Here is a 12,955-nt window from a genome sequence, read left to right on the forward strand (position 1 = left end):
GGTAACGTGTGGAGGTGACCGGTACTAATAGGCCGAGGGCTTGTCCTCAGTTGCTCGCGTCCACTGTGTAAGTTCTGAGGCAACGAACAGTTGCCGGCTTTGAGCTGAACTCACAATTAAAGAGTGTGCTTGTTCGCTCGAAACCATTAGGGTTTCGGTGGCCATAGCGTGAGGGAAACGCCCGGTTACATTTCGAACCCGGAAGCTAAGCCTTACAGCGCCGATGGTACTGCAGGGGGGACCCTGTGGGAGAGTAGGACGCCGCCGAACAATCTTTGGAGGACCCCTGGTCACCAGCGTTCAGCTGGGACCAGGGGTCCTTTTCTTTTTTCCGTTTCTTTTTCCGCGCGCACCGGGTACCCGGCTGCGTGAGACAGACTTTGCGGTACCGAAGACAGGAGTCACCGATGTCCACCAACTCTCCCGACGAGCGTCCCGAGCGCGACCAGCGCCGCCGGGACAGTGGTGACCGCGGTGACCGCAGCGGCTACCGCGGCGGCCCCCGTCGCCCCAACGACCGCGCCGGCTTCGGCCGTCGGGACGACGACCGAGGCGGCTACGGCCGTCGCGACGACCGCCGGAGCGACGACCGTCGCGGTGGTGACCGTCCTGGCGGTGACCGCAACGACCGTGGTGACCGTGGTGGTTTCCGTCGTGATGACCGGCGTGATGACCGGCGGGACGACCGTCGTGAGGGTGACCGTGGGGGTTCTGGCGGTTACGGCCGGCGTGAGGAGCGCGGCGACCGTGGCGGCTTCCGTCGCGACAACGACCGTCCGGCCCCGCGTCGCGACGACCGTCCCTCCTTCCGCCGTGACGACGATCGCCCGGCCTTCCGCCGTGACGACCGCCGTGACGACCGGCCCTCGTTCCGCCGTGACGACCGCCGTGACGACCGTGGTGGCGAGCGCGGTGACCGCCGTGACGACCGCCGCGGTTACGTCCGGCGTGATGACGAGCGCGGTCCCGGCCGGCGCGACGACGACCGGGGCTACGGGCGCCGCGACGACCGCCGTGGTGGTGACCGTCCTGGCGGTGACCGCAACGACCGTGGTGACCGTGGTGGTTTCCGTCGTGACGATCGGCGTGATGACCGGCGGGACGACCGTCGTGAGGGTGACCGTGGGAGTTATGGCGGTTACGGCCGGCGTGAGGAGCGCGGCGACCGTGGCGGCTTCCGTCGCGACAACGACCGTCCGGCCCCGCGTCGCGACGACCGTCCCTCCTTCCGCCGTGACGACGATCGCCCGGCCTTCCGCCGTGACGACCGCCGTGACGACCGCCCGGCCTTCCGCCGTGACGACCGCCGTGACGACCGGCCCTCGTTCCGCCGCGACGACCGCCGTGACGACCGTGGTGGCGAGCGCGGTGACCGCGGCGGCTTCCGCCGTGACGACAACCGGCCGGCGTTCCGCCGTGACGACCGGCGTGACGACCGTCCCTCCTACCGGCGCGACGACGACCGCGGCCGGAGCGACCGGGGCGAGCGCGGTGACCGGGGTGGCTTCCGCGGCCGTGACGACCGTGGACCGCGCCGCGACGATCGGCGCGACGACCGGGGCGGCCGTCCCGGTGGTTTCCGCGGCCGCGACGACCGGCGTGACGACCACCGAGGCGGTGACCGCGGCGGCTTCCGCCGGGACGACGACCGGCGGGGCGGCGGGCGGTTCCGCGACGAGCGCGACCGTGACCGTGAGCCGATCAAGCGGCTGCCGATCCCCGAGGACGTCACCGGGGAGGAGATCGACAAGGACGTCCGGCAGGAGCTCCAGAGCCTGCCCAAGACGCTCGCCGAGGACGTCGCCCGCAACCTGGTGATGGTCGCCCGGCTCATCGACGAGGACCCCGAGGGCGCCTACGGCTACTCCAGGGTCGCGCTGCGGCTGGCGTCCCGTGTCGCCGCCGTCCGTGAGGCGGCCGGCTTCGCGGCGTACGCGAGCCAGAAGTACAGCGAGGCGCTCGCGGAGTTCCGCGCCGCCCGCCGGATGACCGGCAACGTGGACCTGTGGCCCGTCATGGCCGACTGCGAGCGCGGTCTCGGGCGTCCGGAGAAGGCGCTGGACATGGCCGGCGCGCCGGAGGTGCACAAGCTGGACAAGGCCGGCCAGGTGGAGATGCGGCTCGTCGCGGCCGGCGCACGGCGGGACATGGACCAGCTGGACGCGGCCATCGTGACGCTCCAGAGCCCCGAACTGGCCTCCCACTCCATCCAGCCGTGGACCGCGCGCCTGCGGTACGCCTACGCCGACGCGCTGCTGGTCGTCGGCCGTGAGGCGGAGGCGCGGGAGTGGTTCGCCAAGGCCGTCGAGGCCGACCGCGACGGCAGCACCGACGCCTCGGACCGCCTGGCCGAACTGGACGGCGTGGAGTTCACCGACGCGCTCGACGAGTCCGAGCACGACGAGACGGACAAGGAGACGGGCGCGGCGAAGGACGGGGCCGAGGCTCCCTCCGCCGCCACGGAGAAAGCCGAGACCGAAGCCGCGGCCCGGGCCGATGACGACACCGCGGCCGATGACGCGGCCGAGGTCGAGGAGGAGACCGTGGCCGAGTCCGGCGCCAAGGCCGAGGGCGAGAGCGACGAGGACTGAGTCCGGTCGTAGGTGAGGGAAAAGGGCGGACCCGACCGGGTCCGCCCTTCTCCCTGTCCGGCCGGTCTCACAGATCCAGCGCCCGCAGCACCAGACCCGACGCCGGCTTCGGGCCGAAGGACGTCGACTTGCGGGGCATCGTGACGCCCTGCCGGGCCAGGTCCCGTACGACCTCCTCGCGGACCGGGTGCATCAGAACGGCCGTGCCGCCGTCGCGCTCCGCCTTCTGCACGGTGGCCGCCGTGTCGTGGATGTAGGCGATACGCGTCGGATCGTCCTCCGGGATGTGCCAGACCTGCGCCAGGAGTGCGGCGTGCAGGACCGTCGCGTCGAGGGTGCGCCAGGCGGCCGGGCGGTCGGCGGGGACCGTGCGGGCCAGCAGGGCCGGGTCCGGGCGGTCCACCAGGTGGAAGGAGCCGTCGCCGGCGAGCAGGAAGGCGTTGCCCGCGCACGCCGCGTCCGCGAGCGCCGCCAGGGCGTCGGCCTGCGGCACGTCCAGGCGCCGTACCCGGAACAGGCCGTCCAGGGCGGCCAGTGCCTCGGCCACCGGCAGGCCGTGCAGCAGGCGGTGGATGGCGCGGACCCGCAGCGGATAGCGGGCGGTGTCCACGAGCAGCACCAAGCCGTAGTCCCAGGCGCTGGGGGAGGCGTGCTCGGCGCGCAGCCGCCGGTAGGTCGCCCAGCGGTGATGGCCGTCGGCGATCAGGGCCTGGTGCTGGGCCAGGTCCTCCTGGACGGCGGCCACGTCCGCGGGGTCGGTGATCGCCCACAGCCGATGGCTGAAACCGTCCTCGGTGATGGTCGCCAGCAGCGGAAGCTTTTCGGCGGTGCGTTCGAGGATCACGGTCGTGGCGGCGGTCGAGCCGTTGCCGCGGTAGGTGAGCAGCAGCGGTTCGAGGTTGGCGCTGGTGGCCCGCATCAGGGCGGCGCGGTCAGCGATGACGTGCGGCATCACGTCCTCGTGCGGGAGCACGACGCCCTCGTCCGGGTCGGACACCCGCAGCGCGCCGATCAGTCCGCGTTGCAGCATGCCGTCGCCGTCGCACTGTTCGTAGACGTACAGGCCCGGTTCGGCGTCGGTGGTCAGGACGCCCTCGGCCAGCCAGCGGCGCAGGGTGTCGGCGGCCTGGTCGTTGCGGGCGGTGGGGGTGCCGGCCTGGGGCAGGATCAGCCGCACGATGTTGTGGGGGTCGGCGGATTCGAGGTGGTGCAGGCCGTCGGGTCGGACGACGACGTCGTAGGGCGGGGACGTCACGGCGGCCAGGCTGCCGACCCGGTCGGGGTCGTAGCGAAGGCCTCGGAACGGGGTGAGTTCCAGGCCTCGGCGCGGTGTTGCCGGTGTGTGACCTGCTGTGTTCATCCCGGCATCGTACGTGTGTCAGTGGCATGGGGGATGATCGGAGGAAAGCCGTTACGACGAGGAGCGATGCGGAATGAGCCAGGGTGTCAGGACGAGGCCCGAGGGCAGTGGGCAGGCCCTGAGCGAGGCGTACGACACGGCTCTGCTCGACCTGGACGGGGTGGTGTACGCGGGCGGTGAGGCGATCGCGCACGCGGTGGACTCGCTGGCCGCCGCCCGTGACGGGGGGATGCATCTGGCGTACGTCACCAACAACGCGCTGCGCACCCCGGACGCGGTGGCCGCGCACCTGACCGAGCTGGGCATACCGGCGGCGGCGTCCGACGTGGTCACCTCGGCGCAGGCGGTGGCCCGGCTGATCGCCGACCAGGTGCCCGCCGGGGCGCGGGTGCTGGTGATCGGCGGCGAGGGGCTGCGGGTCGCGCTGCGCGAGCGCGGCCTGGTGCCGGTGGACTCGGCCGAGGACGACCCGGCGGCGGTGGTGCAGGGCTACGGCGGGCCGGAGCTGCCGTGGGGGCGGTTCGCGGAGGCCTGCTACGCGGTGCACCGCGGTGTGCCGTGGTACGCCTCCAACACCGATCTGACCATTCCGGGCGCGCGGGGCATCGCTCCGGGCAACGGCGCGGCGGTGGAGGTCGTCCGGATCGCCACGGGCGCCGAGCCGCAGGTGGCGGGCAAGCCGCTGCCGCCCATGCACCGCGAGACGATCCTGCGCACCGGCGCGAAGCGGCCCCTGGTGGTCGGCGACCGGCTGGACACGGACATCGAGGGCGCGTTCAACGGCGGGGTCGACTCGCTGCTCGTGCTGACCGGGGTGACCGACGGGGCGCAGCTGCTCGCGGCGCCGCCGCAGCACCGGCCGACGTATGTCGACGCGGATCTGCGCGGGCTGCTCGCCGGGCAGCCGGAGATCACCCGGGAGGGTGATGGTTTCGGGTGCGGCGGGTGGACGGCGTCGGCGGGCGCGAGCCGGCTGGAGCTGGCCGGTGACGGGGAGCCGCTGGACGGACTGCGCGCCCTGTGCGCGGCGGCGTGGACGGCGGGCGGAGAGGACGCGTGCGAGCTGGAGGGGGAGAAGGCGCTGGCACGGCTGGGGCTGTGAGGCCGACGCGGTGAGGTGGAGGCCGGGGCGGTGAGGTCGAGGTCCGCCCCGACCGGCGGGCCTCGGAGCGGTCAGCCCCGGGACGGGGACGCGGCGGTGAGGGGTTGACGAGGCTAGGCTAACCTAACCGCGTGTTGGTCGACAGTCCTCCCGAAGAGCGCGCCGCGGTCGCCGCCGCGCCCCCGACCCGCCGCGGGACCCGAGCCGCCGGGCTCGTCCTCTCCGCCGCGGTCCTGGTGCTCGTCGCACTGGTGAGCATCGCCGTCGGGGCCAAGGAGCTGACCTTGGCCCAGGTCTGGCACGGTCTGTTCCAGGACTCGGGGACGTACGGCGACGTGGTGGTCGGCGAGCGGCTCTCCCGTACGGTCCTCGGGCTGCTCGCCGGGTCGGCCCTCGGGCTGTCCGGGGCCGTGCTCCAGGCGCTCACCCGCAATCCGCTGGCCGACCCCGGCGTCCTCGGCATCAACGCGGGCGCGTCGGCCGCCGTGGTCACCGCCATCACCTACTTCGGCGTGACCAGCCTGAGCGGCTACGTCTGGTTCGCCTTCCTCGGCGCGGCGGCCGTGGGCGCGCTGGTGTGGTTCCTCGGCGGCAGCCGGGGCGCGACTCCGGTACGGCTCGCGCTGGCCGGGACCGCGATCGGCGCCGCCCTGTACGGCTACCTCCAGGCCGTGATGATCATGGATGACGCGGCGCTGGGCCGGATGCGCTTCTGGACGGTCGGCTCGCTGGCCTCCGCCACGAACGGGACCATCGTCCAGGTGCTGCCGTTCCTGCTGGCCGGCACGCTCCTCGCGCTGCTGCTGGCCCGCCCGCTCAACGCGCTGGCGATGGGCGACGACACCGCCCGCGCCCTGGGCGCCAACCTGAACCGCACCCGGGCGCTGGCGATGCTCGCCGCGACCGTGCTGTGCGGGGCGGCCACCGCCGCCTGCGGTCCGATCGTCTTCGTCGGGCTGATGGTGCCGCACGTGGTGCGCTCCTTCACCGGCCCCGACCTGCGCTGGATCCTGCCGTACGCCACGGTCCTGTCGCCGGTGCTGCTGCTGGGCGCCGACGTGGTCGGGCGGATCGTCGCCCGGCCCGCCGAGATCCAGGTCGGGGTGGTCACCGCGGTCATCGGCGGCCCGGTGTTCATCCTGCTCGTACGCCGGCGGAGGACGACCCAGCTGTGAAGACCGCGCACCCCCCTCGCACCGCCCGGGCCGTCCGCGCCCCGGGCGGGCTCTCCCTCCGCGTCGACACGCGGGCGTTCACCGTCGTCCTCCTGCTGCTGCTGGCCGCGCTCGCCGCGAGCGTCGTGCTGATCGGCACCGGCGACTTCCCGATCTCCTCCTCCGACGTGCTGAGGACGCTGGTCGGGCAGGGCGATGCGGGGCAGGAGTTCATCGTCCGGGAGCTGCGGCTGCCGCGCGTCCTGGTCGGGCTGCTGGTCGGCGCCTGCCTGGGCCTGGGCGGCGCGCTGTTCCAGTCCGTCTCGCGCAACCCGCTGGGCAGCCCGGACGTGCTCGGCCTCTCCCAGGGGGCGACGGCCGGGGCGCTCGCCGTCATCGTCCTGTTCTCCGGCAGTGCCACCGCCGTCACCCTCGGCGCGCTCGCCGGCGGCCTGGTCACCGGGGTGGCCATCTACTTCCTCGCCTGGAAGCAGGGCGTGCACGGCTACCGGCTGGTCCTGGTCGGCATCGGCGTCAACGCCGTCGTCACCGCCGTCAACGGCTATCTCATCACCAAGGCCGACTTCGTGGACGCGGCCCGCGCCGTCGTCTGGATGACCGGCTCGCTCAACGGACGCGACTGGACCCAGGTGTGGCCGCTGCTCGCGCTCGGCGCGGTGCTCCTGCCGCTGGTCCTCGGCCAGGCGCGCGGGCTCAGGATGCTGGAGATGGGCGACGACACGGCGTACGCCCTCGGGGTGCGCGTCGAGCGGGTGCGGCTGCTGCTGATGGGCTCCGCGGTGCTGCTCACCGCCGCCGCCACGGCCGCCGCGGGCCCCGTCTCCTTCGTCGCCCTCACCGCACCGCAGCTCGCCCGCCGGCTGACCCGCTCGCCCGGCCCCAACCTCCTGCCCTCCCTGTGCATGGGCGCCGCCCTGCTGGTCGTCGCCGACTGGGCCTCGCAGCGCGCCTTCGGCGCCGACCAGCTGCCCGTCGGCGTGGTCACCGGCGCGCTCGGCGGCGTCTACCTGCTCTGGCTGCTGGTCACCGAGCGCAAGAAGGGCCGGATATGAGCGCCCGCACCACCGCAGTGAACGATCCGAGGAGCACCGTGAACCGCCTGTCCGCCGAGAACGTCACCCTCGCCTACGACCAGCGGGTGATCGCCGAACAGCTGTCGGTGGAGATACCCGACAACTCCTTCACGGTGATCGTCGGCCCCAACGCGTGCGGCAAGTCCACCCTGCTGCGGGCGCTGTCGCGGATGCTCAGGCCCAGCGAGGGCCGGGTGCTGCTGGACGGGCAGGTCATCCAGTCGATGCCCGCCAAGAAGGTGGCCCGCACGCTCGGCCTGCTGCCGCAGTCCTCCATCGCGCCCGACGGCATCACCGTCGGCGACCTGGTGGGCCGCGGCCGCTACCCGCACCAGGGCGTCCTGCGGCAGTGGTCGACCGAGGACGAGCGGGTGGTGCGGGAGTCCATGGAGCGCACCGGCATCGCGCGGCTCGCCGAGCGGTACGTCGACGAGCTGTCCGGCGGCCAGCGCCAGCGGGTGTGGATCGCCATGGCGCTCGCCCAGCAGACGCCGCTGCTGCTGCTCGACGAGCCGACCACGTACCTGGACATCCAGCACCAGATCGACGTCCTCGACCTCTGCGCCGAACTGCACGAGGAGCAGGGGCGCACGCTGGTGGCCGTGCTGCACGACCTCAACCACGCCGCCCGCTACGCCACCCACCTGATCGCTCTGCGCGAGGGCCGGGTCGTCGCCCAGGGCGCGCCGAACGACATCGTCACCGCCGAGCTGGTGGAGGAGGTCTTCGGGCTGCGCTGCCAGGTCATCGAGGACCCCGAGACGGGTACGCCGCTGGTGGTGCCGGCCGCGCGCAAGGCGCGGGCGGGCGCCGGGAAGAAGGCCGCGGGAGCGGCAGCCGTGGCTACAGAAGCTTCCTGAGCCGGAACAGGTCGCGCAGGCCCGCCTCCAGCCGTACCCGGCCCGAACCCCAGGCGGCGGCGAAGTTCAGCTCGCCGGCGACCAGCGCGACCAGGTCGTCGCCGGCCATGGCGAGCCGTATCTGCGCCTTGTCGGGCGGCGGCCCCGGCACCGTGTCGCGCACGTCGACGCGGCCGCCGGTGAGGCGGCCGACGAAGGTGACGTCGAGGTCCGTGATGTGGCAGCTCACCGAGCGGTCGAGCGCCGCGGCGGCGCGGACGTCGCCGTCGGAGTCCGCCATGCTGTCCGAGAGCTTCTCGAGCGCCGTGCGGCACTCCTCGATCGTGGCCATCGCGACCGACGGTACCCCAGGGCTTCGCGGTAGCGTCTGGGCATGAGCGACTCTGTGACCGGGACGGAGATGCCGCCGGACCCGGCGGCCGAGGCGGACGGCCTGCGGGACAGCGGCCCCGACCCCGCCGCGCCCGCCCCGCTGGACGTGCCCCGCACCCCCACCGGCGACGCCGGCGTCGACGCGGTCCTGGAGCGGCTGGGCGACGCCGGCCACCTCGGCACCGACGGCCACGTGGCGGTGTACGAGGATGTACACCGGGGGCTGCGCGACGCGCTCACCGCGCTCGACGCCCGCCCGGGCTCCGCGGCCCCCGTACCGCCGTACCGACACAGGAGCTGAACAGAACGTGGCAGGAGTCGCACGTCGCCGTCTCGACGCGGAGCTGGTCCGCCGCAAGCTGGCGCGCTCGCGCGAACACGCCGGCCAGCTGATCGCCGCCGGGCGGGTCAGCGTCGGCAAGACCGTCGCGACCAAGCCCGCCACCCAGGTGGAGACCGCCGCCGCCATCGTCGTGACGTCCGACGACAGCGATCCCGACTACGTCTCGCGCGGCGGCCACAAGCTGGCCGGCGCGCTGGCCGCCTTCGTGCCGCGGGGACTCGCGGTCGAGGGGCGGCGGGCGCTGGACGCCGGCGCGTCCACCGGCGGCTTCACCGACGTGCTGCTGCGCGCGGGCGCGGCCCACGTCGTCGCCGTCGACGTGGGTTACGGACAACTCGCCTGGTCGCTCCGGCAGGATGAACGCGTCACCGTCAAGGACCGTACGAACGTACGGGAGTTGACGCTCGATGCGATCGACGGAGAACCTGTGGACCTCGTCGTCGGCGACTTGTCCTTCATCCCGCTCGGGCTGGTGCTGCCCGCCCTGGCGCGGTGCGCGGCGCCGGACGCCGACCTGGTGATGATGGTCAAGCCGCAGTTCGAGGTGGGGAAGGAGCGGCTGGGCAGCGGAGGTGTCGTACGGAGTCCGCAGCTGCGGGCGGAGGCCGTGCGGGGCGTCGCGGGCAGGGCGTGGGAACTGGGGCTCGGGGTGCGGGGCGTCACCGCGAGTCCGCTGCCCGGGCCCTCCGGCAACGTCGAGTACTTTCTGTGGCTGCGTGCCGGGGCGCCCGCCCTGGACCCGGCCGATGTTGACCGTGCAGTGGCGGAGGGGCCGCGTTGACACAGACTCAGGCTCGGACACAGACCCGGGCGCGTACCGTTTTCCTGCTGGCGCACACCGGCCGGCCGGCCGCTGTGCGCAGTGCCGAACTGGTGGTCAAGGGGCTGCTGGACTCGGGGATCGGCGTACGGGTGCTGGAGGCGGAGGCGTGCGACCTGCCGCTGCCGGGCGAGGTGGAACTGGTCGCCGAGGCCACGCCGCAGTGCCTGGACGGGTGCGAGCTGCTGATCGTGCTGGGCGGTGACGGCACGCTGCTGCGCGGCGCCGAGTTCGCCCGCGCCTCCGGGGTGCCGATGCTGGGCGTGAACCTGGGGCGCGTCGGCTTCCTCGCCGAGGCCGAGCGCGACGACCTGGACAAGGTCGTGGACCGGGTGGTCAGCCGGGCCTACGAGGTCGAGGAGCGCATGACCGTCGACGTGGTCGTGCACCGCAACGGCGACATCGTGCACACCGACTGGGCGCTGAACGAGGCGGCCGTGCAGAAGGTGTCCGCCGAGCGGATGCTGGAGGTGGTGCTGGAGATCGACGGCCGCCCGGTCACCGGCTTCGGCTGCGACGGGATCGTCTGCGCCACGCCGACCGGCTCCACCGCCTACGCCTTCTCGGCCGGCGGTCCCGTGGTGTGGCCGGAGGTGGAGGCGCTGCTGATGGTGCCGATCAGCGCGCACGCGCTGTTCGCCAAGCCGCTGGTCACCTCGCCGGACTCGGTGCTGGCCGTGGAGGTGCTGCCGCACGTCCCGCCGGGGGTGCTGTGGTGCGACGGGCGGCGCACGGTGGAGCTGCCGCCGGGCGCGCGGGTGGAGGTGCGGCGCGGCGCCGTGCCGGTGCGGCTGGCCCGGCTGCACCACGCCTCCTTCACCGACCGCCTGGTCGCCAAGTTCGCGCTGCCGGTCTCCGGCTGGCGCGGGGCGCCGCACTAGGCGCCGCACGGGCGGGCACCCGGTCAACGAGCGGGGCGGACGCGGGTGACCGGCCCTGCTCCGCCCCATCGGGCGGGGCGGCGTCGCACGAGGCGGCCAAAACCTCGTATGGTCGACGTCGTGTTGGAGGAGATGCGGATACGGTCGCTCGGGGTGATCGACGACGCGGTCGTCGAGCTGTCACCCGGCTTCACCGCCGTCACGGGCGAGACCGGTGCGGGCAAGACCATGGTGGTCACCAGTCTGGGGCTGCTGCTGGGCGGGCGCGCCGATCCGGCGCTCGTGCGGATCGGGGCCGGCAAGGCGGTGGTGGAGGGCCGGGTGGCCGTGCCGCCGGGCGCCGCCGCCGTCCTACGGGCCGAGGAGGCCGGCGCCGAGCTGGACGACGGAGCGCTGCTGATCAGCCGTACCGTCTCGGCCGAAGGGCGCTCGCGGGCGCACCTGGGCGGGCGGAGCGTGCCCGTGGGGCTGCTCGCCGAGCTCGCCGACGACCTGGTGGCCGTGCACGGCCAGACCGACCAGCAGGGCCTGCTCAAGCTCACCCGGCAGCGCCAGGCCCTCGACCGGTACGCGGGCGACGCCGTCGCCGTGCCGCTGGCCAAGTACGCGGGCGCCTACCGGCGGCTGCGCGCGGTGGCCGCCGAGCTGGAGGAGATCACCACCCGTGCCCGGGAGCGGGCCCAGGAGGCCGACCTGCTCCGCTACGGCCTGGAGGAGATCGCCGCCGTCGAACCGCGCGCCGGGGAGGACGCCGAGCTGGCCGAGGAGGCCGAGCGGCTCGGGCACGCCGAGGCGCTGGCGTCCGCCGCGACCGTCGCGCACGCCGCCCTGGCGGGCAACCCGGAGGACCCCGAGGGCATCGACGCGGCCACCCTGGTCGCGGGGGCCCAGCGGGCCCTGGAGGCCGTGCGCGCCCACGACCCGGCGCTCTCCGGCCTCGCCGACCGGATCGGCGAGATCGGGATCCTGCTCGGCGACGTGGCCGGCGAGCTGGCCGGGTACGCCGACGACCTGGACGCCGACCCGCTGCGGCTGGCGGCCGTGGAGGAGCGGCGGGCCGCGCTGACCGCGCTGACCCGCAAGTACGGCGAGGACGTGGACGGCGTGCTCGCCTGGGCCGAGAACGGCGCCGTCCGGCTGACCGAACTCGACTCCGACGACGAGCGGACCGGTGAGCTGACGGCCGAGCGGGACGCGCTCCGCGCCGAGCTGGGCGCACTGGCGCAGGCGCTGACCGACGCCCGCGCGGAGGCCGCCGAGCGGTTCGCGGCCGCCGTCACCGCCGAACTGGCCTCGCTGGCCATGCCGCACGCGCGCGTGTCGTTCGACCTCCGCCAGAGCGAGGACCCGGACGGCGTGGAGGTCGGCGGCCGGACCGTCGCCTACGGGCCGAACGGCGTCGACGAGGTGGAGCTGCTGCTCGCCCCGCATCCGGGCGCGCCGCCCCGGCCGATCGCCAAGGGCGCCTCCGGCGGCGAGCTGTCGCGGGTGATGCTCGCCGTCGAGGTGGTCTTCGCGGGCACCGACCCGGTGCCGACGTACCTCTTCGACGAGGTGGACGCGGGCGTCGGCGGCAAGGCGGCGGTGGAGATCGGGCGGCGGCTGGCGAAGCTGGCCAGGACGGCGCAGGTCGTGGTCGTCACGCACCTGCCGCAGGTGGCTGCCTTCGCCGACCGGCAGCTGCTGGTGGAGAAGACGAACGACGGGTCGGTGACCCGGTCGGGAGTGAAGGTGCTGGAGGGCGAGGAGCGGATCCGGGAACTGTCCCGGATGCTGGCCGGACAGGAGGACTCCGAGGCGGCCCGCGCCCACGCCGAGGAACTGCTCGCCACCGCCCGGGCCGATCTGTAGGGGTGCGTAGGGTGGCGGGATGATCTCGCGTCCCGCCGCCTCGCTCGCCCGGTCCGCCGCCCTCACCGGCACCCTCGCCGCCGTACTGCGCGCCACGGCGCCCGGTGGCCGGCGACGCTGGGAGCGGACCAACCACGCGGGCCGGACCGTCGGGCTGTACACCGGGCCCGCGACCGCGCTCGGCGCGGCGCTGGCCGCCGGACGGATACGGCCGGCGGCCGGACTCGCGGTGCTGGCGGCCGGCGTCTGCGGCGCCTACGACGACGTGGCCGGGGCCGGCGACCTGCGGCGCGGCTTCCGCGCCCACCTCGCGGCGCTGCGACGCGGTGAGATCACCAGCGGCGCGGTCAAGCTGTTCGGGATCGGCGCCGCCGGGCTCGCGGCCGGGGCGGTGCTGAAGGAGCGGCCCGTCGACAAGGTGCTCGCGGGGGTGGTGATCGCCGGGACCGCGCACGCCGTCAACCTGCTCGACGTGCGGCCCGGCCGCGCCGCCGGGACCGTCCTCGCGCGCGCCGCGCCCGGTCCGC

The 12,955-nt window shown here is 74.2% G+C and carries 12 protein-coding genes and 1 rRNA gene; 11 read left to right on the top strand and 2 right to left on the bottom strand.

From position 1 onward, the window contains the following. Positions 1-153: 153 nt before the first annotated feature. Positions 154-270 (top strand): 5S ribosomal RNA (rrf, locus tag ABEB07_RS33195). Positions 271-1,709: 1,439 nt separating this feature from the next. Continuing rightward, positions 1,710-2,591 (top strand): tetratricopeptide repeat protein, encoded by an 882-nt coding sequence (locus ABEB07_RS33200; RefSeq protein ID WP_345671782.1) that lies wholly within the window; start codon positions 1,710-1,712, stop codon positions 2,589-2,591. Between the two features lie 67 nt (positions 2,592-2,658). Here ABEB07_RS33200 and ABEB07_RS33205 read toward each other — a convergent pair whose 3' ends face one another. Next, the gene (locus ABEB07_RS33205; RefSeq protein WP_345671742.1) at positions 2,659-3,951 is read right to left on the bottom strand and encodes a DUF1015 domain-containing protein; all 1,293 of its coding nucleotides are present in this window, start codon (positions 3,949-3,951) and stop codon (positions 2,659-2,661) included. A gap of 73 nt (positions 3,952-4,024) precedes the next feature. On the opposite strand from ABEB07_RS33205, the gene ABEB07_RS33210 reads away from it, so the two are divergent. The 4 genes from ABEB07_RS33210 to ABEB07_RS33225 all read left to right on the top strand — a co-directional run bounded on the left by ABEB07_RS33210 (position 4,025) and on the right by ABEB07_RS33225 (position 8,161). Then, a complete protein-coding gene (locus tag ABEB07_RS33210) occupies positions 4,025-5,053 on the top strand; it encodes an HAD-IIA family hydrolase (protein ID WP_176148431.1) in 1,029 nt (342 codons plus the stop codon). Between the two features lie 131 nt (positions 5,054-5,184). Next, the gene (locus tag ABEB07_RS33215) at positions 5,185-6,228 is read left to right on the top strand and encodes a FecCD family ABC transporter permease (RefSeq protein WP_176148430.1); all 1,044 of its coding nucleotides are present in this window, start codon (positions 5,185-5,187) and stop codon (positions 6,226-6,228) included. Beyond that, entirely contained in the window at positions 6,225-7,280 is a 1,056-nt protein-coding gene (locus ABEB07_RS33220; protein ID WP_345671745.1) for a FecCD family ABC transporter permease, read from the top strand. Before ABEB07_RS33215 ends, ABEB07_RS33220 begins: the two co-directional genes overlap by 4 nt. Continuing rightward, entirely contained in the window at positions 7,277-8,161 is an 885-nt protein-coding gene (locus tag ABEB07_RS33225; protein WP_345671747.1) for an ABC transporter ATP-binding protein, read from the top strand. Before ABEB07_RS33220 ends, ABEB07_RS33225 begins: the two co-directional genes overlap by 4 nt. Here the strand turns inward: ABEB07_RS33225 and ABEB07_RS33230 are convergent. After that, the gene (locus tag ABEB07_RS33230; RefSeq protein ID WP_164587815.1) at positions 8,145-8,492 is read right to left on the bottom strand and encodes an SCP2 sterol-binding domain-containing protein; all 348 of its coding nucleotides are present in this window, start codon (positions 8,490-8,492) and stop codon (positions 8,145-8,147) included. The two genes, ABEB07_RS33225 and ABEB07_RS33230, sit on opposite strands and share 17 nt — an antisense overlap. A gap of 42 nt (positions 8,493-8,534) precedes the next feature. On the opposite strand from ABEB07_RS33230, the gene ABEB07_RS33235 reads away from it, so the two are divergent. The 5 genes from ABEB07_RS33235 to ABEB07_RS33255 form a co-directional block, all read left to right on the top strand. Next, positions 8,535-8,834 (top strand): hypothetical protein, encoded by a 300-nt coding sequence (locus ABEB07_RS33235; protein ID WP_425589126.1) that lies wholly within the window; start codon positions 8,535-8,537, stop codon positions 8,832-8,834. A gap of 7 nt (positions 8,835-8,841) precedes the next feature. Next, on the top strand, positions 8,842-9,657 hold the full coding sequence (locus ABEB07_RS33240; RefSeq protein WP_345671749.1) for a TlyA family RNA methyltransferase: 816 nt from the start codon (positions 8,842-8,844) through the stop codon (positions 9,655-9,657). Continuing rightward, positions 9,654-10,577: an NAD kinase gene (locus ABEB07_RS33245; RefSeq protein ID WP_345671750.1), complete on the top strand. Its 924-nt coding sequence runs from the start codon at positions 9,654-9,656 to the stop codon at positions 10,575-10,577. The genes ABEB07_RS33240 and ABEB07_RS33245 overlap by 4 nt, the downstream gene beginning before the upstream one ends. A 108-nt stretch (positions 10,578-10,685) precedes the next feature. Continuing rightward, complete coding sequence (gene recN / locus ABEB07_RS33250) at positions 10,686-12,428, top strand: DNA repair protein RecN (RefSeq protein ID WP_345671751.1); 1,743 nt, start codon at positions 10,686-10,688, stop codon at positions 12,426-12,428. Between the two features lie 19 nt (positions 12,429-12,447). Continuing rightward, on the top strand, positions 12,448-12,955 hold a 508-nt coding region (locus ABEB07_RS33255), incomplete at its 3' end, for a hypothetical protein (RefSeq protein ID WP_345671752.1).

Origin of the sequence: Streptomyces similanensis (genome assembly GCF_039543625.1) — a bacterium.
GTDB classification, from domain to species: Bacteria; Actinomycetota; Actinomycetes; order Streptomycetales; family Streptomycetaceae; genus Streptomyces; species Streptomyces similanensis.

Bases quoted from the DNA above. Each gene is read 5' to 3' on its own strand.
- ABEB07_RS33205 (WP_345671742.1), bottom strand. From the start codon at position 3,951: ATGAACACAGCAGGTCACACACCGGCAACACCGCGCCGAGGCCTGGAA.
- ABEB07_RS33210 (WP_176148431.1), top strand. From the start codon at position 4,025: ATGAGCCAGGGTGTCAGGACGAGGCCCGAGGGCAGTGGGCAGGCCCTG.
- ABEB07_RS33225 (WP_345671747.1), top strand. From the start codon at position 7,277: ATGAGCGCCCGCACCACCGCAGTGAACGATCCGAGGAGCACCGTGAAC.
- ABEB07_RS33230 (WP_164587815.1), bottom strand. From the start codon at position 8,492: ATGGCCACGATCGAGGAGTGCCGCACGGCGCTCGAGAAGCTCTCGGAC.
- ABEB07_RS33235 (WP_425589126.1), top strand. From the start codon at position 8,535: ATGAGCGACTCTGTGACCGGGACGGAGATGCCGCCGGACCCGGCGGCC.
- recN (WP_345671751.1), top strand. From the start codon at position 10,686: ATGGTCGACGTCGTGTTGGAGGAGATGCGGATACGGTCGCTCGGGGTG.